This window comes from Argonema antarcticum A004/B2 (genome assembly GCF_023333585.1).
Taxonomy (GTDB): domain Bacteria; phylum Cyanobacteriota; class Cyanobacteriia; order Cyanobacteriales; family Aerosakkonemataceae; genus Argonema; species Argonema antarcticum.
Genome location: NZ_JAIQZN010000022.1, coordinates 26,510 through 47,468 on the forward strand (window position 1 = coordinate 26,510; position 20,959 = coordinate 47,468).

At 44.3% G+C, this 20,959-nt stretch carries 20 protein-coding genes; 14 read left to right on the forward strand and 6 right to left on the reverse strand.

Going from position 1 to position 20,959, the window contains the following annotated elements; all coding sequences use genetic code 11:
* Positions 1–319 precede the first annotated feature (319 nt).
* The 10 genes from LAY57_RS11975 to LAY57_RS12020 all read left to right on the forward strand — a co-directional run bounded on the left by LAY57_RS11975 (position 320) and on the right by LAY57_RS12020 (position 9,630).
* On the forward strand, positions 320–976 hold the full coding sequence (locus LAY57_RS11975) for a glycosyltransferase family 2 protein (protein WP_249066791.1): 657 nt from the start codon (positions 320–322) through the stop codon (positions 974–976).
* Between the two features lie 60 nt (positions 977–1,036).
* On the forward strand, positions 1,037–2,176 hold the full coding sequence (locus LAY57_RS11980; RefSeq protein WP_249066793.1) for a glycosyltransferase: 1,140 nt from the start codon (positions 1,037–1,039) through the stop codon (positions 2,174–2,176).
* 172 nt (positions 2,177–2,348) lie between these two features.
* Positions 2,349–3,080: an undecaprenyl-phosphate galactose phosphotransferase family protein gene (locus LAY57_RS11985; RefSeq protein ID WP_249066795.1), complete on the forward strand. Its 732-nt coding sequence runs from the start codon at positions 2,349–2,351 to the stop codon at positions 3,078–3,080.
* 465 nt (positions 3,081–3,545) lie between these two features.
* On the forward strand, positions 3,546–4,625 hold the full coding sequence (gene gmd / locus LAY57_RS11990; protein ID WP_249066797.1) for a GDP-mannose 4,6-dehydratase: 1,080 nt from the start codon (positions 3,546–3,548) through the stop codon (positions 4,623–4,625).
* A 33-nt stretch (positions 4,626–4,658) separates the two neighbouring features.
* Complete coding sequence (locus LAY57_RS11995) at positions 4,659–5,603, forward strand: GDP-L-fucose synthase family protein (RefSeq protein ID WP_249066798.1); 945 nt, start codon at positions 4,659–4,661, stop codon at positions 5,601–5,603.
* Positions 5,604–5,927: 324 nt separating this feature from the next.
* Positions 5,928–6,887: a WD40 repeat domain-containing protein gene (locus LAY57_RS12000; RefSeq protein ID WP_249066801.1), complete on the forward strand. Its 960-nt coding sequence runs from the start codon at positions 5,928–5,930 to the stop codon at positions 6,885–6,887.
* A 302-nt stretch (positions 6,888–7,189) separates the two neighbouring features.
* Positions 7,190–7,447, forward strand: a complete 258-nt coding sequence (locus LAY57_RS12005) for a hypothetical protein (RefSeq protein ID WP_249066803.1) — start codon at positions 7,190–7,192, stop codon at positions 7,445–7,447.
* On the forward strand, positions 7,437–7,877 hold the full coding sequence (locus tag LAY57_RS12010; protein WP_249066804.1) for a PIN domain-containing protein: 441 nt from the start codon (positions 7,437–7,439) through the stop codon (positions 7,875–7,877). Before LAY57_RS12005 ends, LAY57_RS12010 begins: the two co-directional genes overlap by 11 nt.
* Positions 7,878–7,883: 6 nt before the next feature.
* A complete protein-coding gene (locus tag LAY57_RS12015; protein ID WP_249066806.1) occupies positions 7,884–8,456 on the forward strand; it encodes a 5-formyltetrahydrofolate cyclo-ligase in 573 nt (190 codons plus the stop codon).
* A 385-nt stretch (positions 8,457–8,841) separates the two neighbouring features.
* Entirely contained in the window at positions 8,842–9,630 is a 789-nt protein-coding gene (locus LAY57_RS12020; protein WP_476727013.1) for a carbohydrate ABC transporter permease, read from the forward strand.
* Positions 9,631–9,721: 91 nt separating this feature from the next.
* Here LAY57_RS12020 and LAY57_RS12025 read toward each other — a convergent pair whose 3' ends face one another.
* From LAY57_RS12025 to LAY57_RS12035, 3 genes are all read right to left on the reverse strand, one after another.
* On the reverse strand, positions 9,722–12,367 hold the full coding sequence (locus tag LAY57_RS12025) for an HD family phosphohydrolase (protein WP_249066810.1): 2,646 nt from the start codon (positions 12,365–12,367) through the stop codon (positions 9,722–9,724).
* Between the two features lie 280 nt (positions 12,368–12,647).
* Positions 12,648–12,998 (reverse strand): hypothetical protein, encoded by a 351-nt coding sequence (locus tag LAY57_RS12030; RefSeq protein ID WP_249066812.1) that lies wholly within the window; start codon positions 12,996–12,998, stop codon positions 12,648–12,650.
* A 236-nt stretch (positions 12,999–13,234) separates the two neighbouring features.
* Complete coding sequence (locus LAY57_RS12035; RefSeq protein ID WP_249066814.1) at positions 13,235–13,744, reverse strand: DUF3172 domain-containing protein; 510 nt, start codon at positions 13,742–13,744, stop codon at positions 13,235–13,237.
* A 143-nt stretch (positions 13,745–13,887) separates the two neighbouring features.
* Between LAY57_RS12035 and LAY57_RS12040 the strand changes: the two genes are divergently transcribed.
* The 3 genes from LAY57_RS12040 to LAY57_RS12050 all read left to right on the forward strand — a co-directional run bounded on the left by LAY57_RS12040 (position 13,888) and on the right by LAY57_RS12050 (position 16,470).
* Entirely contained in the window at positions 13,888–14,835 is a 948-nt protein-coding gene (locus LAY57_RS12040) for a glycosyltransferase family 2 protein (RefSeq protein WP_249066816.1), read from the forward strand.
* Positions 14,836–14,979: 144 nt separating this feature from the next.
* Positions 14,980–15,447, forward strand: coding sequence for a hypothetical protein (locus LAY57_RS12045; RefSeq protein ID WP_249066818.1), 468 nt, complete (start codon positions 14,980–14,982; stop codon positions 15,445–15,447).
* 114 nt (positions 15,448–15,561) lie between these two features.
* Positions 15,562–16,470 (forward strand): hypothetical protein, encoded by a 909-nt coding sequence (locus LAY57_RS12050; RefSeq protein ID WP_249066819.1) that lies wholly within the window; start codon positions 15,562–15,564, stop codon positions 16,468–16,470.
* A 204-nt stretch (positions 16,471–16,674) separates the two neighbouring features.
* On the opposite strand, the gene LAY57_RS12055 is transcribed toward LAY57_RS12050, so the two are convergent.
* The 3 genes from LAY57_RS12055 to LAY57_RS12065 are packed head-to-tail and all read right to left on the reverse strand — an operon-like array spanning position 16,675 to position 19,317.
* Positions 16,675–17,859 carry an AAA family ATPase gene (locus LAY57_RS12055; RefSeq protein WP_249066821.1) on the reverse strand — a complete coding sequence of 395 codons (1,185 nt, stop codon included), beginning with the start codon at positions 17,857–17,859 and terminating at the stop codon, positions 16,675–16,677.
* A 31-nt stretch (positions 17,860–17,890) separates the two neighbouring features.
* Positions 17,891–18,982 carry a redox-regulated ATPase YchF gene (ychF, locus tag LAY57_RS12060; protein WP_249066823.1) on the reverse strand — a complete coding sequence of 364 codons (1,092 nt, stop codon included), beginning with the start codon at positions 18,980–18,982 and terminating at the stop codon, positions 17,891–17,893.
* 44 nt (positions 18,983–19,026) lie between these two features.
* A complete protein-coding gene (locus LAY57_RS12065) occupies positions 19,027–19,317 on the reverse strand; it encodes a hypothetical protein (protein WP_249066824.1) in 291 nt (96 codons plus the stop codon).
* A gap of 80 nt (positions 19,318–19,397) precedes the next feature.
* On the opposite strand from LAY57_RS12065, the gene LAY57_RS12070 reads away from it, so the two are divergent.
* On the forward strand, positions 19,398–20,876 hold the full coding sequence (locus LAY57_RS12070; RefSeq protein WP_249066825.1) for an aminotransferase class I/II-fold pyridoxal phosphate-dependent enzyme: 1,479 nt from the start codon (positions 19,398–19,400) through the stop codon (positions 20,874–20,876).
* Positions 20,877–20,959: the final 83 nt, after the last annotated feature.

Here is a 20,959-nt window from a genome sequence, read left to right on the forward strand (position 1 = left end):
GGAAGTTTCCTCCAAACTGCTACTGGGTGCATTCTTTGTCAGCCAAATTTTCTGGCAAACCACGGGTGTGCAAAAGTGGATTAGTCGATCGAGCTAACATCTGCGATCGGCATAGAGGTATAGTCGAGACAAAGATTTACCTCTACAAAGGCTGGGTACTGATACCTAAGCCTTTTTCCATATTTTTTTAAATATCTGTTTCAATAAATTTTACTTCCAGCGTTTAATTGATTAAAATTTTTGTTTGGGGTTGGCACGAATTCAGGTTATATTAAACCTGGAGCAAAAAAGATTCGCAAAAAAATAAAGTAGAGCTAGAATGCGGCGTCTAAACTTTTCTGTAATTCCTGAAATATCGATTATCCTGCCAACCTTTAATCGCGCTGAATATTTAAGCGATTGTATCAACAGTGTTCTCAATCAAACGTTTCGAGATTGGGAACTGATTATTGTCGATGATGGTAGTCAAGACAATTCCTTTAAAATTATCGCTCCTTTTATTCATGAATTTGATAATATTCGCTACATGAAGCATACAAACCGGAAAGCTGCATATGCCAGAAATGCTGGGATACAAGCATCATTTGGCACTTATATTACCTTCATTGACAGCGATGATAAATATAAGCCAGATCATTTGCAGTCGCGTCTTGACTATATGAAATCCCATCCAGAAATTGACCTGATTGAAGGTGGGGTGGAAATAGAAGGAGAAATGTGGGTTCCGGATTATTACCAACCAAATCAGCTTATTAACCTAAGTGAGTGTGTTTTGGGGGCTACTTTTTTTGGTAAAAGAGAGATTTTTTTTGAATTAAATGGCTTTAATAAAATGGATATTTTTGAGGATACAGACTTGTGGATGCGAGCGGAAAAAATGTGTAATACGGAAAAAATAAAAGAGCCAAAAACATACCTTTATATAAGATCACAAAACAGTACAACCAAAGATTTTATCAAGGATAATATAATTTAAGGCGATGATAGTTCGCTTTCGGTCTGCTGAAAATCTAAAATTGTTTCGCGAAAGTTTGCTGTGGTGTTGAAATATGCGATCGTCCACGAGTGGTTAACGCCCAAAGCCACCGGGGGTTCAGAACTGGTTGTGAGGGAAATCTTGAGGCATATAGATGCCGAGCTTTACGCCTTGATTGACTTTGAATCGACCAATCCAGAGAGCTATTTATATGAGCGCTCTATTGGCACGACCTTTTTGCAAGATTTTCCTTTTGCGCGTAACGGGGTGCAGAAATATCTGCCTTTTTTGCCGATCGCGATCGAACAATTGGATTTACGGGGGTATGATGTAATTCTTTCTTCCTCCCACACTGTCGCCAAAGGCGTCATTACGACGCCGCAGCAGCTGCACATCTGCTACTGTCATGCGCCTATGCGTTTCGCCTGGGACTTGACTTTTGATTATCTTGCCAGTAGTACGATGGGGAGAGGCATCCAGGGCATCCTGACGCGATATTTGCTGCATCGCCTGCGCCAGTGGGATGTCCTATCTGCCAATCGGGTGGATTATTTCATTGCCAACTCCAAACACACGGCGACGCGGATTTGGCGCTGTTACCGCCGCCGTGCGGAAGTAATTTACCCGCCAGTCAATATTGAGCGATTTACCTTTCAAGAGAAGAAAGAAGATTTTTACCTGACCGTTTCTCGGTTGGTGAGTTACAAGAAAGTTTCTTTAATTGTCAAGGCTTTTAACGAGCTGGGACGCCCTCTTGTCGTGATTGGGACTGGCCCAGAGTTGAAAAAACTCCGCGAGATGGCCGGCCCCAACGTGCAGGTGCTGGGGCCCCAGCCAGATGCGGTGGTGGAAAAATACATGGCCCAGGCAAAAGCGTTTGTGTATGCGGCTTGTGAGGATTTTGGGATTGCGCTGGTGGAAGCTCAAGCTTGCGGGACGCCAGTGATTGCTTACGGTGCTGGGGGTGCGAGGGAAACGGTGCGGGATATTCGGGAATACGCCGATACTGGTACTGGATTATTTTTTTCGGCACAATCGGAACTAGCTTTGGTGGAAGCTGTCAAGACTTTTGAGGCGCAGTCGGGTAATTTTAATCCTGAGATGGCGCTCAAGCAGGCGGTTAAGTTTGGGCCAATAATCTTTGAAAAGCGCTACCTGGCTTTTGTCTCACGCTGCTCGAGCAGATTCAAATTGCGCTAGAGAAACTAGATCCTTTTGACACTCCCCTTGTCCCCTGTTTATTTTGACTTTTGACTTCCTTGTCCCCCCAGCCCCTATTTCTTTTGTCTTTTGCACTTTTGACTTCCGCTTAATGTGTCTTAAGGCTTTATGATGTGGACTGTGTGTGGTGTGAAGTAGTGTAAGGAGTAAAATGACTGCCGAAAGCCCGTTGATCTCCGGCAAACTATTTCGGGGGTTTAGGAAGCGTGGTTTGCAGCCCAGAGTGCTTACAAGCAGAGACACAGGTCTGTCTCTTGAGGATGTAAAAGGGGACTTTGCCAAGCGGCTGTTCGATATTGTGTTTTCCTTATTGGTTTTGATCCTGTTTTCCCCGGTGTACCTGCTGTTAGCCTCATTGATTGCGATCGGTTCCCCAGGCCCGATTTTTTATAGGCAGAAACGCATTGGTAAAAATTACAAGCCTTTTGGCTGTATTAAATTCAGAACAATGGTTACCAATGCGGATGAAATCCTCCGGGACATGATGGAAACCTCGCCTGAGTTGCGGTCAGAATTCGAGGGTAATTTCAAACTCAAAAATGATCCCCGCGTTACCTGTATAGGAAAATTTTTGCGGGTAACCAGCCTGGATGAATTTCCCCAATTTTGGAACGTTTTAAAGGGGGATATGAGCGTTGTTGGCCCCCGACCTTTAGTTGTAGAGGAGCTATTCATGTACGGTCGCCATATTGATAAAATCTTGACCATTAAGCCCGGTATTACAGGGCTGTGGCAAGTTTCTGGACGTAATGATATCCCTTATGAACGCCGAGTCCAGATTGATGTCTACTATGTCAATTTCAGGAATTTATGGCTAGATTTGTGGGTGATTTTCAAAACCATTGGCGTTGTTATTTTTCCCACAAATAACGGTGCTTACTAAGAGCAAAATATAGCCATTAAATACATTATGGCTTACGTACTTATTTCGAGATTTGCTAAGTAAGAAATTCATCAAAATTATGAGTTTTGAGGCTATTAAGAAAAAATAATTTTTCTAATTCCTAACTCAAAACTCATAACTATTGAAGCTCCTTGAACTGGCTACGTAAGTCCAGACTCTGTTAAAAGGCTTTGACAATGATGCAAATTCTGATGATTCTTTGCAAAAACTACATTGTTTCTTGATACTTGCCCTGAGACTATGGGTTAACGTGGGAAAGGGTTGAAACCCTGCTACTCCTTCGCCTCCAGTCGGAAGCGAAGAAAGCAGGAGTTACAACGGATGCAGGTGAATTGCGCCAGTTCTGACATTAGCCGACTTTGTTTAAACTGCAAGTCAGTGGTGGGGAAGGCAGCGCCTGCAAGAGATGTGTTTTAGTTCAAAGATTGGTGGGGAATTGGGAAAATGACACAAAGGAAGCGAGCATTACTCACTGGCATTACGGGTCAAGACGGATCTTACTTGAGTGAGTTGTTGCTCGAACAAGGCTATGAGGTTCATGGGATTATCCGGCGGACTTCTACATTCAATACAGACCGGATCGATCATATGTATGTAGATCGGCACAATCCGACAGCGCGGTTGTTTCTGCACTACGGCGATTTAACCGATGGAACGACGCTGCGCCGGATTCTGGAGGAAGTCAAACCAGTAGAAATTTATAACTTGGGGGCTCAATCCCACGTTCGTGTTAGTTTTGACTCGCCAGAGTACACGGTTGATACGGTGGCGATGGGGACGCTGCGTCTGTTGGAGGCGATTCGGGATTATCAGCAGCGCACGGGAATTGAGGTGCGGTTCTATCAGGCGGGTTCTTCTGAGATGTTTGGCAAGGTGCAGGAGGTGCCGCAGAAGGAGACGACGCCGTTTTATCCCAGGAGTCCTTATGCTTGCGCTAAGCTTTACGCGCACTGGCAGACGGTGAATTATCGGGAGTCTTACGGGCTGTTTGCGTGTAATGGGATACTGTTTAACCACGAAAGTCCCCGTAGAGGTGAGACGTTTGTGACGCGGAAGATTACGCGGGCGATCGCACGTATTGTTGCCGGGAAGCAGAAAAAGACGTATCTGGGCAATCTGGATTCTAAGCGGGACTGGGGTTATGCTAAGGATTATGTTCGGGCGATGTGGCTGATGCTACAGCAAGAGCAGCCGGATGATTATGTAATTGCGACGGGTGAAACTTACTCGATTCGGGAATTTTTGGATTTGGCTTTTGGTTATGTCAATTTAGATTGGCACGACTATGTGGAGTTTGATGAGCGATATTTGCGCCCAGCTGAGGTTGAGTTGCTGATTGGCGATCCCTCTAAGGCAAAACAAAAGTTGGGTTGGGAACCTTCTGTGACATTTCCAGAGTTAGTTGGTTTGATGGTAGAAGCAGATTTGCAGAGATTGGGACTGACTTTACCTGATGGTAAGGGAGCGAAATTTGCGCCAGATATTGCTACTATTCGTCAAGAAATAGGCAGCCTTATGGATTGATGGAATAAAGCCCCGACAGATGAGGATCGAGATATGACAGGTTTAGATTTGAAAGATAAACGAATTTTGGTCACTGGCGGGGCTGGTTTCTTGGGCCGCCAAGTGGTGCGAGAATTGTGTGAAGCTGGGGCTGATGAGCAGAAGATTACGGTGGTGCGATCGCGCGAGTACGATTTGCGATCGATGGAAGCTTGTCAAAAAGTTGTCCAAAATCAAGATGTCATAGTTCACTTGGCGGCGCACGTTGGCGGGATTGGTTTAAATCGGGAAAAACCGGGGGAATTGTTCTACGATAATTTGATGATGGGCGTGCAATTAATTCACGCTGCATACCAAGCAGGTGTAGAAAAATTTGTCTGCGTGGGTACTATCTGCGCTTATCCCAAATTTACGCCAGTTCCGTTTAAAGAGGATGATCTTTGGAATGGTTATCCAGAAGAAACTAATGCGCCTTACGGTGTTGCCAAAAAAGCTTTATTGGTGCAACTGCAATCTTATCGGCAGCAGTACGGTTTCAATGGCGTTTACTTGTTGCCGGTGAATTTGTACGGCCCAGATGATAATTTCGATCCCCGCAGTTCTCACGTAATTCCGGCGTTAATTCGCAAAGTTCACGAAGCACAAGTACGGGGAGATAAACAGTTACCTGTTTGGGGTGATGGCAGTCCCAGTCGCGAATTTCTCTATGTAGATGATGCGGCGCGGGGAATTGTGATGGCGACTCAGTTTTACGATGAAGCTGACGCTGTGAATCTGGGAACTAATTATGAGATTACGATTCGCGATTTGGTGGAACTGATTTGCGAGTTGATGGGATTTGAGGGGGAAATTGTTTGGGAAACGGATCAGCCAAATGGTCAACCGCGTCGTTGTTTGGATACGGAACGGGCGAAGGAGAAGTTTGGCTTTACGGCGCAGATGGAGTTTAAGCAAGGGTTGAAGAATACGATCGATTGGTATCGTCAGCACGCTGAGTAATTAGGTACGTAGTTGCGCTGTAGCGCCCAAAGAGCGCTACAGCGCAACTACGTACAAAGACAAGATTTTTTGCGATCGCTCTTGCTATTTTTCTCTTTTGGTAGTATTATGTAAGAGTGGGAGAATGTGCGCTCAGGTAGACCCCTGAACAGAATTGTCGATATCGCAAAGGTACGTAGTTGCGCTTCAGCGCTCTTTTAATGGGACATCGTAACAACGTACAAAGATTGTTGGCGATCGCTCTTGAAATTTTTCTCTGATGGTAGTATTATGTAAGTGTGGGAGAATGTGCGCTCAGGTAGACCCCTTCTTAGAGTTGTAGATATGTCATTACCTAATAATTGGCGATGTGTTAGGACTCTGGAAGGTCATTCTGGCCCAGTTGTTTCTGTCGCCTTTAGCCCGAATGGACAAATTTTAGCCAGCAGTAGTAGCGACACAACTATCAAGTTATGGAATCCTAACACAGGCAAGGAATTTCATACTCTGAAAGGACATTTGAAGTCGGTTAATTCGATTACCATCAGTCCAGATGGACAGACTTTAGCTAGTGGTAGCACAGACGCAACTATCAAAGTCTGGAATCTTAGCACTGGGAAAGAAATTTACACTCTCACCGGACATTTAGAATACGTTAATTTGGTCGCTATCAGCCCAGATGGGAAGACTTTGGCGAGTGCGAGTGAGGACACGACTATCAAGCTTTGGAACCTCAGCACTGGCGAGGGAATCCATACTCTCAAGTGGGCTTGTCCACAAAAAGTGTATTACTTTTCTTCTCTTGTCTTTAGCTTAGATGGACGAATTCTTATCAGTAGTACGTGGGATGATGCTGTATCTCTAAGCGCTGTAGCATGGAATTTAACCAGTGGGGAACAAATCTGGTCAAAGGATTGGAAAGAAATGGATGAGGTTCATTCGATCGCTATCAGTCCAGATGGCCAAACTTTTGCCAGTAGCCATGTTTCGCGGCGGACTATCAAGTTATGGAAAATCTACACGGGAGAGGAAATTTATACCCTTACAAAAGCTTCAAATTCCGATCCATCTTTAGCTTTCAGTCCAGACGGTCAAGTTTTGGCAAGTGGCGGTCTTGATTTTGAAAGTGATGAAGACGATAGGGGTTACGGAACGATCTATCTGTGGAATCTTAATAGTAGAGAAAAAATTTGTACGTTAAACGAGCATTCAGAGGCAGTTTATTCCATCGCTTTTAGCCCAGATGGATATATTCTCGCTAGTGGTAGCGATGACAAAACAATCAAAATTTGGCAGCGAGAGTAAGGAGGTCAAATTAGCAGAAGATGATCTACTGGATGTAGCGGATAGACAATCAGAGCAAAGTTAAAATTAGCCTATTGTCGATTTGCCAAAATATATAGATAAGCCTATTGACAGGCTTTATTTTTTTATGATATAGTAATTTTGATGAGGAAGAACTATCGTTTAATAGTTAAATTTTGTCATATTTCCATTATTTCAATGATACACCAAAAAAGGGAAGGAAGTAAAGAGGCGATCGCACTTTTTTATCTTTTCCTCTATGATGATGTATAATATAATGTATATAGCTAGCTGGCAAAATCATGTCTGCCAAAATTCGCAAGCAAATCTACATAGAACCGCGTCAAGAAAACCTGCTAAAAGCGATCGCCCAACAAGCAAACATTAGTGAAGCGGAAATCATTCGCCAAGCGATCGATCTGCATATTGGTTCGATCGCTGTTCCTCAAACGAATCTTGCTGCTTGGGAAACGGAGAAAGAGTTTATTAACAGCATCAAAAACCGACCTTCTCTAGTTGGAGGACCAGACTGGCGACGGGAAGACCTGTATGAACGGTAAAATTTTGCTGGATACTAACATTCTCGTCTATATATATGACTCTTTAGATCGGACAAAACAAGATCGGGCAATTGAGGTTGTTGATAGATTAATTCGGACTAATCGCGCTGTAATTAGTACCCAGGTTATTGGGGAATTTTTCATGGCAACTACTCGCGCCAAACGTCCCCTTTTGACTCCTGCTGAGGCGCTGGCGCGGATGCGGAATTACTTGGCAGCTTGTCATGTCGTTAATGTGACACAGCTAATTAGTTTGGAAGCGATTCGGGGTGTGGAAACTCATAATTTCGGATATTGGGATGCTCAAATCTGGGCTACTGCTAGACTAAACCAAATTTTAGAAGTTTATAGTGAGGATTTTAACTCAGGTGCGATCGTTGAGGGAGTACGATTTACCAATCCTTTCACCGATGATTTTGAGTTGCCTTGATAATGTATGGATGAAGTTAATAATCAAGTAAATAAAGCCGAATTACGCCGTACTATTCTCCAAAAGCGAAAATCTATGCCTGTGGAAGAGTGGAGGGAAAAGTGCGATCGCATCTGCACCCATCTCCAATCCTCACCTTTGTTTACCCAAGCACAGACAATCCTGGCTTATTTTAGTTTCCGACAAGAACCAGATCTAGGCCAATTAGTTGACAATAAGCGCCGCTGGGGATTTCCTCGCTGTGAGGGCAATTCTATGAACTGGCATATTTGGAAACCCGGAGAACCATTACGAAAAGGTGATCATGGCATTTTTGAACCTAATTTGGATTTGCCAACGTTAAACGTCAATGAGGTAGATTTAATTCTGGTTCCGTCTGTTGCTTGCGATGGGCGCGGGTATCGACTTGGATATGGTGGCGGTTATTACGATCGCCTCCTGAGTTCACCTGAGTGGGCGTCAAAGCCTACAATTGGGATTGTGTTTGAATTTGCTTATCTGCCGCAGCTACCCATTCAAGAATGGGACATTCAGCTAAATGGCGTTTGTACGGAAATGGGTTTAAGGATGAGACGATGAAATTTCCAATTCTGATTATTCAACTCTCTGAACCCCGCGCAACGGACTATTGTCCGTTGCGCTCCAAGCACCTACCGATGTAGTGTTGGAAAGTGATTTACTCACTAAAATACAATTACTATATTCCCATGTTTCATTATACAAAGCAAGTGGTTTTACAAAGATTTACATAAATTTATGGGGAATAAATTAGGTGATTAGGTATTGATTTGGGAAGGATAAAGAAGAAGGGGAAAGAGAGATATTAGACTTGAAACATTGAGAATTGAGAGATTAAAAACCGATGCCGGAGTCAAAGCAGGTGAAAAACGTTAAGCTACCAAAGCCAGAGGCTAGAACAAAAAGTGCAAATCGGTCGAAGTGGCGACAGGTTGGGACGTATGGGGTGCTGAGTGCGATCGCGCTACTGATGCTTTTCCCCCTACTCTGGCTCATCGGTACCGCCTTCAAGTCGCCAACCGAAAATATTTTCCAGTTTCCGCCCCAGCTATTACCGAGTCAGCCAACATTCCAGAACTTTGTTACAGTTTGGCAGACTAATCCATTTGGACGGTACTTATTTAACAGTACCCTGATTGCGGTACTAACAGTCGGATTGAATGTGCTGTTTTGTTCTCTAGCAGCTTACCCACTAGCGAGACTAAACTTTCGGGGAAAAGATGTCATTTTTAGTGGGATTGTTTCCACGATCATGATTCCCTTTCAAATCGTGATGATACCTTTGTATGTTTTAACAGTACAGCTAGGTTTAAGGAATACATATTTAGGGATAATTTTTCCCAGTATAGCCTCGGCTTTTGGCATTTTTCTGCTGCGGCAAGCATTTCAAGGAGTGCCAAAAGAATTAGAAGAAGCTGCCAGAATGGATGGCTGTTCGGAACAGGGAATTTGGTGGTTTGTAATGCTTCCGGCTATTCGCCCTGCGCTGGTGACTTTAGCTATTTTTGTGTTTATCGGTTCTTGGAGTGATTTCCTTTGGCCTTTAATAGTCGTTGACCGACAGGAATATTACACCTTGCCATTGGGAGTAGCTTTGTTAGCGGGTACATTCTCTTTAGATTGGCGCTTGATTGCGGCGGGTTCGGTTATTTCCATTGCGCCTATTCTGATTTTATTTCTATTTATGCAGCGCTATATTGTATCAACCGATTCAGGTAGCGGCGTTAAAGGATGATATGTCTGTTTTCATCGTTGGTTAAATTTTAACCACAGATGAAGACGGATGAACACAGATGAACACAGATAAGAATAAGAACAAGAATTTTTTAGGGAACTGTTTTGGGATAAACGATGCGTTTGTGATGAAACTGTTGCCAGACTTGGACGAAGATTTCAGCAATTTGAGGCATTTCTTCGCGTCTTAGCCCTGAATCTACGAGTTGACGATCTTGCCAGCGGGCTTTGAGGATTTTATTGACAGTTACTAATGCTTCTTCATAGCTGACTTCTTTGAGACTTCGCAAAGCTGCCTCGCAGGCATCTGCCAGCATGACAATGCCAGTTTCTCGCGATTGAGGAATGGGGCCATCGTAGCGAAAATCAGGTTCTGGCACTGGTTGCTTGGAGTCTTGTTGGGCTTTGTGATAAAAGAAAGCAATCAAAATGGTTCCCTGATGTTCTGGTATAAAAGCTTGTATTGCTTTGGGTAAGCGACAGCGACGGGCCATAACCAGTCCTTCGGTGACGTGCTTTTTAATAATGTCGGCACTTTCCCAAGGGTCATTAATTTCGTCGTGCTTATTTGGCCTGCCCATCTGATTTTCAATAAATCCCTGGGGATCGTGCAGTTTGCCGATATCGTGATAGAGGGTTCCTGTGCGGACAAGCTCAACATTGCAACCCAAAGTCTTGGCGGCAGCTTCTGCGAGGGTGGAGACAAAGAGGGTGTGCTGGAAAGTGCCTGGGGCTTCTTCTGCTAATCGCTTGAGGAGAGGTCGGTTCGGGTTGGCGAGTTCTGCTAAACGGATGGGGGTTAATAGGTCGAACAGGTGTTCTAGATAAGGACTTAACCCTAGAGCGACAACGCTCCATGCCAAGCCGGTGAGACTGTATAAGGCGGCGTCAAGGAGTACGGTATACCAGATGGAACCGACAGCGCCACTGAGCATGAGATTGAGCAGCAGATAGACGATTCCTTCAGTTAAGCCTACTGCCACACCTAAGAGGGCGAGTTCTTCGCGCGATCGCAGCCGTCCCGCAATTAAGCTGCCCACCAAACCACCAGCAGCACCTGCCAGGAGATGTTCCCAGGCAATTTCCATGCTAATAGGCAGTCCGAGAGTGAGCAGTCCGACAGCGGTAACGCCCAAAGCCGAACCGTAGAAGCTGCCCATTAACAAACCAATGGCGGGCAAGCTGGTATAAGGCACGCCCAAGCTCACCAGCAGCGGCGTACTGAGAGTTAGAAGCAATATTAAGATGTGGTCTCGGCGGCGCAGTCCGGGGTGAAATCGCCTCTCCACGAGCCAAAAAACGCTGACGGCTCCGCTAACAAGGGCTCCGCACCCAATTAAGCCCAGCCAGTTAATGCCCCGACCGCTTAAGCCGAAACGATCGAGCAGGACAAAATCGGCTTGGCTAATGGCTTCGCCTGCAAGGACAATCACCTGTCCTTGCCGCACTTCAATTATTTCAGGTTGCACTTCTCGTGCGGCCAGTTCGGCTTGCAGCCTTGTTTGTTCGGCATCTTCCTTTAAATTGGGCTGCAACGCTGCGATTAGAATCTTGGTTGCCAGAGGTTGTGCCGCTTCTGCTATCTGGGTTTTCGCGTGCATATTCACTGCTTCCCGCAAGACTTGAGGAGGTAAGCCATGAGGAATGCCTTGGGTGAGAATGCGCTCTGCCACTTGCCGGAGGCCGGTTTGGGTTTGTTGCCAAGCTGCATCGGACAATTGCAATGCCGAGATATCTTCAGAAGTTCCAGGTTCTGAAACCGACTTGTTTGAGAAAACAGCGAGTGACCGGTTGTAAAGGTTCCGAACAACTGAGATTTTGTCAAGTAGGGCTGCTAATTCTGGGGAGGAAGTAGAGCTATGATAGGCTTGCAGTTCGGCAACAGCTCGCTGTTGGATAGGCGAGAGGGTGGGAGTGGGAGAAGGGGTGAGAGTGAGCCTCTGTCTTGATTTCCCGGTTATTTGGGTATCCAAGGCTGCTGCTATAGTCCGCCATTCCCATTCTTGGCTGCTGCGTAGGTAAAGCTGGGTGGAAAGTGATAGTACAGAGGTTTTGGTAAAAGGAAAGGGCCCTTGAAGCTTCCGAGCTTCGTTGATTTGGTCGATCGATTTTTCCAGATTTTCGTAAATCTGTTGATTAGCGGCTAAATCGATCGCTAAGACGGGCACTAAACCCCGGCGGGCTGCTTTTCGTTTGGCTTCCGTAGTTTTGGTGTCTTCGACCCTAGCGTCCACAGGAGCCGTAATTGTCGAGGGGGAAATGGTGCCGACATCGAGTTTTGGCTGGTTGTAGAAACGATGGCCTAAACTACTGGTGAGGGACAGCACTGCTAGAACCAAGGCAAGGCGAGGGCGATGAGATTTATGACGACGGGAATTTGCTCTGGGCGGATGCTGGCTTGGCAGTAGTTGTATGGGAGAGGAATTGGCCGCTAAAAGCGAACCAGACAATTGCTTTAGCAAAAGACTACCTAAAAAGCGGTGGTTATTACCTGTGTTTTTTGGACAGGTTATCTGCTTGGGAGCTACTGGTTTTTGCGTCGCCAGCTCGGAAGCGCTAACGCTAAGAGCAACGCCGTCAGGACGCTGACGCCAGGGCGAAGTTTGAACAAATGCTTTCGTGCAAACTTTAGCGAATTTGTGATGTCCTGGGGACTGGTTTCGCCAACGCAGATATTGATGGAACGCAACTCGCCGCCATTGCTTGAGCTGCTGTGTCAACGAGGTCAGCGTTTTCATGTAGGAGCGGCAGTGACACCCTGAATTTGGTAGCTCAATACTTAAAAGGGTGACCTTATACGTAATTATTATATAAGTCTGGTGGCTAAACTAGGCTCTACCACTAGGGGGATCGCAGGTGGATCGAGTTTTGTTTAGGGCTGGGGATCGCATATCCCAAGGGTATATTTACTTTATGCAGACCGATCGGTCACAGACCTTGCCAGCCAAAATAAATTTACCGATCTACCAGTCCCCAATGTACAAAGAGAGTGCGATCGCGTCAAGTAATAAGTTTGCTTTATAGATACTCTCCCAAAAAATCAAAACTATCGTTTTCCCAACCGGGATCGGGCCATAACAGAAGCAGATAGCTGGTAATAGTTGTTTCGATTTCATCGCTATCTTCCCGGTCAAATAGTTCTGCCAGAGCTTTTATGTCTCCTTCTCTCAGAGGCGTAAAAGGTGAGGCGTAACCATCTAGGATTGCAAATGATTCTATGCCGATCGTAGTGTCAGCTTCCTCATTTATTTGGTTGACCCGTTGCCAACGGGATGCTCTGGCAGGTTTAGAGCTTGTGACTTCGTTGGTAAAACGAATTAGTTCTGCCAGATTTGAGGCCCCCTCTTCACTGGATGTGCTGATAAACATATTGTCTTAAAAGGACTCAATCCCATCAATGGGGATGAGCCTCTCGCCCTAAAACTTCGTTTTTCTGTAAAATTAAGTGAAGTCTGGGCACCCTGATGCGATTGACTGAGCGCGAAGTTTTATGTTGGTCGCTGGCTCATCTGTTTGCTTTTACTTAAAGTTTCCCCAATATACATTCTCCCGGCGCGGAATGCAGAAATTTAAAGCAATTTTTCAGAGCCGCTGACTGCGGAAGCTTAGAACTTACCTGTTTCTGCTGGGGGAGCGCCAGTTCCCGGTTGATTGAAGAAGCGATTTTTATCGGCCTCGGTTTGATAGAGGCAGTCAATTTCGGGTGAATTCTCTAGAGCGTTAGTGTACCCAAAGGTGTTCATGCGGTTTTTACACTCTCGCACCTGCTCTGATGTCACCAGTTTTCTACTCTCCAGAATTGCCCAGTTATTGCTTCGCAGGACGCATCCGGGTTGCATACGCGGTTGGGTTACGTAGACGGTAAAGGGGTTTAATGTTACAAAGATGCGGGTGTCGGAGACGATCGCGCTGGCTCCATACTGAGCGCAAATATCGGGGTTCGGCGCACTGCGATCGATCACTTCGCGGGATGCCACATTTTCGATGCTAGAATTGGCTGTGGTGCTAAAGCCAATGCCGACCCCGATTCCCAAAATAAATACGCCTGCAAGAATTGCCAGGGTGGTGGAATTAAAGGCGGAGGATTGAGAGGCGGCTGTAGATTTACGTTTCATGGTTGCTCGTGCAGTTTACCAGATTTTACGGAGAGTTAGGTTGCAAGTTCTCTTCCAGTATGCCGTTAATTTTCGGGAAATATCCCCAATTTAAGAAAAAAGGCCGACATGACAGTTTCACCATAGACAATTCAGAGCCATAAATGTCTAGTTATCCGCTTGTTAGCATTTGTATCCCTGTATATAACGGCGCTGAATTTATTGAATCGCTTTTAAACACCATCCGTCAAACTACTTATCCCCATATAGAAATTATTATCTCTGATGATAATTCTCAAGATGAAAGCCTGAATTTGCTTCGTGCATCTGACTTAGCTAATTCCCATATTTTCACTCATTCCAGATACGGTTTAGTACCTAACTGGAACTATTGCATTTCCCAAGCGAAAGGCAAATATATTAAGTTCTTATTCCAAGACGATACTCTCGAACCAGACTGTATTACCAAGATGGTAAAAATGGCTGAGCAAGACGAAAAAATAGGTCTTGTTTTTAGCTGCCGCAACTTAATTTACGAACAGCCAATAGACATAGAATTTGTCACCGGAATGAAAGATTTACACAAACATTGGTCTAAGATTCAGTTTGTCCAATCTGGTATTACTCTTTTACAAGATCGTAATTTTTTTAAACCTCCCTACAACAAAATTGGCGAACCTACAAATGTCTTGATTTGTCGGGAAGTTTTTGAGCGGGTTGGCTTATTCGACCCGGCTTTTAAGCAACTCGCTGACTTAGAGATGTGGCTGCGGATTATGACATATTATAAGATAGGATTTATTGACGAAAGACTAGCTTCATTTCGCATTCATCCCAATCAAGCAACCAGCCACAATCTTGGCGAAAATAAAATTGAAACTTTGTTTGAGATTTATAAAGTATGGCTAAAAATTATTCGTAACAAAACTTATCAATCACTTCCCGGCGATTTACGCAAAAAAATGAGAGTGGAGCTAGTAAAAATTCTTTTAATTAAAGGTGTCAAAAGTGTAATATTATTAAGGTGGGATCAAGGTCGAAAAGTCAGGGCTCTGCTAAAAGAAGCTCTCGGCTCGACACCAGAGCCATCTGGGAATGAATTTCCAAGTTAGGTAGGGCAAAGCATTTGGACAAAAAACACGGGTTAGAGCCATAAATTTTCGCCCCAATGCTAATGCCTCCGGCACAAGTAAAGAGAACGCCCCACTAAGAAAGTTTGGCGTCAACAGAACTAACTTCAATTGAGGAACAATTTTATGACTGACCCTTCCAACATTCGTAAGCTACTATCTGACCCTAATCTAGGACTGTTACCGCATATAGACAAATCTCTCAAGGAGATGCAAATCGACTTTGGGCATCAGCAAGATAATTTCAAATGGGAGCCTTATGATTTAGAGTTGGGGGAGTGCCAAACTCACATGACACCTAATGATATAAAGCCAATAATAACGCAGTGGGTTTCTATTAGGTTCCCTGTACTTGGACAAATCAAAGATAAGTTTGAAATCTTGATGTTAGCGGCAGAATTTCAGAATTCGCTTGATGGTGCAATTATTGATTGGAGTACAAGGGAGCGGAGTCAGTATGATAATAAACCATTGAGGCGACCTGTTAGCACGATTACAGGTAAATTGGATTATGAGTTATTGAAGGAACCAGCTAACTCTTGCCGCGTTACGATTTATCGAGATTTTGAGTTAACATACGCGGCGACATTTTAATTTTTCCAGGAGCGATTAAGGGGGGGGAAGCGGAAACCCCCCCTTAAAAAGGGGGGCTGAGGGGATCTCTACGTAAGCCCTGCATTACTGAGAAATTTGCTGGTTTAATTCAAGATGGGTAGATTTCTAAAGTTACTGCTAACTATAACTATTTTGGTTTCATTGTTGCTTGTATCTCAGCAAGTGTTCGCACAACAGTGGCGTCCCGTCCGAGGCGGCATCCTTTTCGGTATTAGCGGTATGGCTATGATTCAGCAGCAAAAAAATTCTCTGGATTTGCTGATTGTCCATGACAATAAAGAAAAAGACCAGGGGCGTTTAGCGATCGTTACTATCAAGGGTAAAAATCAACCTCAATATTTGCCGTTGCAATGGCCAAACAACACAGATTTACCGAGAGATTTGGAGGGTATAACATCTGTTCCAGGAAGTTACAACCCTTTTTTCATGGCTCTAAGCAGTTCGGGAAAAATATATCATATTAAGCTGGATAATTCCCAGAAAAATATTTCGGTTCTCAAAATATTTAATTTACCTAATATTCCCGATCGAAGTAATTTTGAAGGATTTGCTTTACAGGAAATAGATGCAAAATTATTAGCTGTTTGGGCGCATCGGGGTGAAAGTGAAGAGGCGGCAATAATTTATTGGGGGATTCTAAATCCAGCTACATATCAAATTACAAAAACAGGTTCTGTTAATCTGAAAGTGCCGTGGCCTACTAGCAATGTTCGCCACATTTCCGATCTTAAGATAGATGGGGCGGGAATTCTTTTTATTACGTCAGCAACCGATCCGGGGAACGATGGGCCATTCGAGTCGGCTGTATACGTGGCAGGTGCGTTTGAGGTGAGTGGAAATGCGATTGGATTTCGCCAAAATCCCGAACTTGTTCCCCTCTACCGTTATGATTACCACAAGATTGAAGCGATCGAACTCGTACCGGGTGCAGGGGGTGGCGTAATCGTCGGTACAGATGATGAAAATATGGGTTCGTCTTTATACATTGGTGGAAGTGGCTGATGCCTTGCTTTGCAGGAATAGGGATATATGTCAACTGCTTTTTTTAATCCATCTGGTTCCCGCGCGGCATCATTGAATGCTTGTTTAGTTGCAGATTCAATTGTTATATCGCATCCATAGTATTTGACTATTTTTTGAGCAATACAGCAAACCGCAGCTGTATCGTTGTCAGATTCCGGAGTCCAGATACGCACGCTGGGCATACTAACTACCCACAATTTCTTCTATTAAGTGACTGTGATAAATTGCGCTACCTAATCCGAAATCATTCATCCAATCTAAGAGATCGTCACGATTTTCAGCCAACTTATCTAGTAAACAGGCTTTTGTGCCTGAATCATCTTTCTTACTCAAAAGAATTACTGAGATTTCAGATGATATTTCTTCCGGATCGAAGCAATCAAGTAACTGAGAACTATGAGTTGTAAAAACTACTTGAGTCCTTTTAGATAGTCTTTTCATTATAGAAGCAACATCTTTTAGAATACCTGGATGAAGATTTCTTTCTGGTTCCTCAATACCAATCAGCGGGGGTATATCGGACTGATAAAGCAGTATAAAATAAGCTATCAATCGGAGAGTACCATCTGACATACTGGACAATGGCATTTGTTTACCATCTGGTTCTAAAACTTTTACAATTTGCTCTCCCTCTTCAACTAGACTTAAGCTGATATTGAGACAATCTTTGAGTTCTTGACTAATCCCCTCAAAGGTATCTCTTTCATTTTGAGCCCAGTAGTTCAAAACTTCCTGAACTTCACCAGCTTGAGCGTCAAGGCTTGGTATACTCTCACTGGGGTTACTTCGTTGAGCGATACCTTTAATCATGCCCATCAAAGAAGGGTATTGTCTTATTATATCTGGATCTATATCATAAAACTTCCACTCTCTAATGTAGCTAGCTAGTTTTTTTGTAAAAGGTTTATTTCCGAAGTTTCCCGCCGATCTTAATGCTAAACCTTCTATACTTTCCGGGGCTGACTGATATTTTTGAGTGTTTTTACCATCTTCATCACTTACTTCTCCTTTGCCATTTATAATATTAATTACCTCCTTTCCATTTACTTTCAGATTTTCATGAGCTAGCAGAGTTTTTCGTCCGTTAGATGCAAGAGATAAACTATATTCTGCTTGCTTATCATCATCCTCTACAGTAATGCTATAACAGATATTGTCATTACCGTATCTTAACGCTCTCTGCATTCCTTCAACTGCGGGAAGAGATTCTCTAACAAGAAGACTGCTTAGAAACCTTAGCGCCTCTAAAGAGTTTGACTTACCACTTGAATTTGAACCGACAAGAATTGTTAAGTTTCTAAAGTTTAAGTCAAGATCACCCAAACTCTTGAAATTTTTGATTTTTGCCGATCTAAGTTTCAGATTCATAAGTCCATTTCCTGTTATATGAGTGAAATACCTACACATTAAACCTAAACAACAGCACATCTCCTTCCTGCACAACATACTCTTTTCCTTCACTGCGAACCAAACCTTTTTCCTTCGCAGCAGTCATCGATCCAGTTGCTACCAAATCTTTATAAGCAACTGTTTCAGCGCGAATAAAACCGCGCTCAAAATCAGTGTGAATCACACCAGCAGCTTGCGGTGCTGACATCCCGGCTGTAATCGTCCAAGCGCGAGATTCCTTCGGCCCAGTAGTAAAATAAGTACGCAATCCCAATAGTTCGTAAGTGGCGCGGATTAAAGATTTCAAACCGCCTTCTTCTACGCCTAGAGATGCCAAAAATTCTCCTCTTTCTGACTCTGGTAACTCGACTAATTCCGATTCTACTTGGGCAGAAACAATTACGACTTGAGCTTTTTCTTGAGCCGCAATTTGTCTCACCTGTTCTACATATTTATTCCCCGTTGCCAAATCATCTTCAGACACATTGGCGGCATAAATTATCGGCTTAGAAGTGAGCAAACCCAAACCCTTAATTGATTCAATTTCTTCTTCAGTTAAACTAACTTGACGTCCTGGTTTGCCTTCATTTAATACAGCACTGATTTTTTCCAATGCTGACAATTCAATTTGGGCTTCCTTGCTGGTACGAGCCATTTTCCGGGTGCGATCGATCTTCCGCTCAATTTGCGCCAAATCGGATAAAATTAACTCTAGATTGATGATTTCAATATCTCTCGCTGGGTCAACAGAACCGGCAACGTGGATAATGTCATCATTCTCAAAACAGCGCACTACATGAACTATGGCATCTACTTCTCGAATATGGGATAAAAATTGATTGCCCAGTCCTTCCCCCTGGCTAGCACCTTTCACCAACCCGGCAATATCTACAAACTCGACGCGAGTTGGCACAATTTGCTCGGAATTAGAAATTTTAGCCAGAACATTTAATCGTTCATCTGGCACTGCAACGACGCCAACGTTGGGTTCGATCGTGCAAAAGGGAAAGTTGGCGGCTTGCGCTTTGGCATTAGCAACCAAGGCGTTAAATAGGGTGGATTTACCAACGTTAGGAAGTCCAACAATTCCGGCTCTTAGCATTTTAGTTCGGGGGGAAAAACTGGGTAATTTTGATTTTAGAGTGTTTAGGGAACGGTTTGAGGAATTGGCCCTGGAACCGTCTGGGGAATGGGTGCAGGCACGGGTTCTGGGACAGGTCCTGGAATTGGTTCTGGGACAGGTGCTGGAATTGGCTGAGGCACTGGCCCAGGCACGGGTTCTGGCACTGGCGGTTGGGGAATGGGATTGGGTATGGGTTCTGGTATGGGACTGGGAATCTGGGGTTCGGGGAAAGGAAGAGGACTGGGATTAATCATGAGAATTTTGATTAAATCGTTCGACTCTATCAAATTAGGTAAAAACTGATAAAATAACATCCTCCTGAATAGCTACGCCCTACAATATGCCTTTTGAATAGTGTATCCAGATTTGCTACTGTAGCAGTAAAATTAGTTTTATGTCATTTGTCTCAGATTCTCAAGCAAAAACGCCATTGCTGGACGCCCTCCGGGAATATGTTAACAATTCCCATGCGGCGTTTTACACGCCGGGACACAAGCAGGGACAAGGAGTTTCTCAGCCGCTGGGAGAATTACTGGGTTATGGGGTGTTTCGATCGGACCTAACTGAGTTGCCAGGATTGGATAATCTGTCTGCGCCAGAAAATACGCTCCGGTTGGCGCAAGAATTGGCAGCAGAGGCGTTTGGAGCCGAATTTACCTGGTTTTTGGTGAATGGTTCGACTGGGGGGGTGATGGCGGCGATTTTGGCGACTTGCCGGACTGGTGACAAAATTATTTTGCCTCGAAATGTACATCAGTCTGCGATCGCAGGTTTAATCCTTTCCGGTGCTATACCGATTTTTGTTAATCCAGAATACGACCCTCTAAAGGATATTGCCCACAGTATCACGCCTTCTTCCTTGGCAGATGCACTACAGCAGCATCCAGACGCTAAGGCGGTGATGATGGTTTACCCGACTTATGATGGCGTTTGTGGAGATGTGGAGGCGATCGCAAACCTCGCCCATCAACACAACATCCCTTTGCTGGTAGACGAAGCCCACGGCCCCCATTTTACCTTTCATCCCGACTTGCCGCCTTCAGCCTTATCAGCTGGCGCTGATTTGACGGTCCAATCTATCCACAAAGTTCTCAGCGCCCTAACTCAGGCATCCATGTTACACATTCGGGGTAGCAGAGTCGATCGCTCTAGCGTCACCAAAGCCTTACAATTAGTGCAGTCTAGCAGTCCCAGTTATTTATTATTAGCTTCCCTGGATGCGGCGCGTCAGCAGATGGCATTGCATGGCGAACAGCTGATGAGGAGGACATTGCAGTTAGCGGATGAAGCGAGAACCAGAATCAGCGAAATTCCGGGATTATCTGTTTTAGAAACCGCATATACACCAGGTTTTGTGGCGATCGATCGAACGCGCCTGACTCTGACTGTTTCGCGCTTAGGTTTGACGGGATTTGAAGTGGATGAAATTCTATATCAAGACAGTGTAATAGCTGAGTTCCCATCAATGGAACATCTGACTTTTATTATCAGTCTGGGGAATAAAGAAGACGATATTGTGAAGTTAGTGCAAAGTTTAGCCACATTAGCCAAAAAATATCAAACAGCGAGTTATCCTGTTAAGAAGACGAGAAGTCTGGATTTAGTTGAGATGCCCGATCGTTACAAGATGCCCCTGATTTCACCCCGCGAAGCTTTCTTTGCTTCGACGGAAACATTACCCTTTGAACAGATAAGCCAACGCATTAGTGCTGAACTGGTTTGTCCTTATCCACCAGGGATTCCCATTTTGATGCCCGGTGAAATGATTACCCCAATCACCCTGGAATACCTATCAACCATTAAAGCAATGGGCGGAACGATTAGCGGTTGTACAGATCCAACCTTACAAACCTTAAAAGTTGTGAAAGATTGATACTCAATCGATTTCAGATTTAAAATTTCAGATTTAAAATTGTCAATTAAGAACAAATTTGAAATCTAAAATCTAAAATTTGA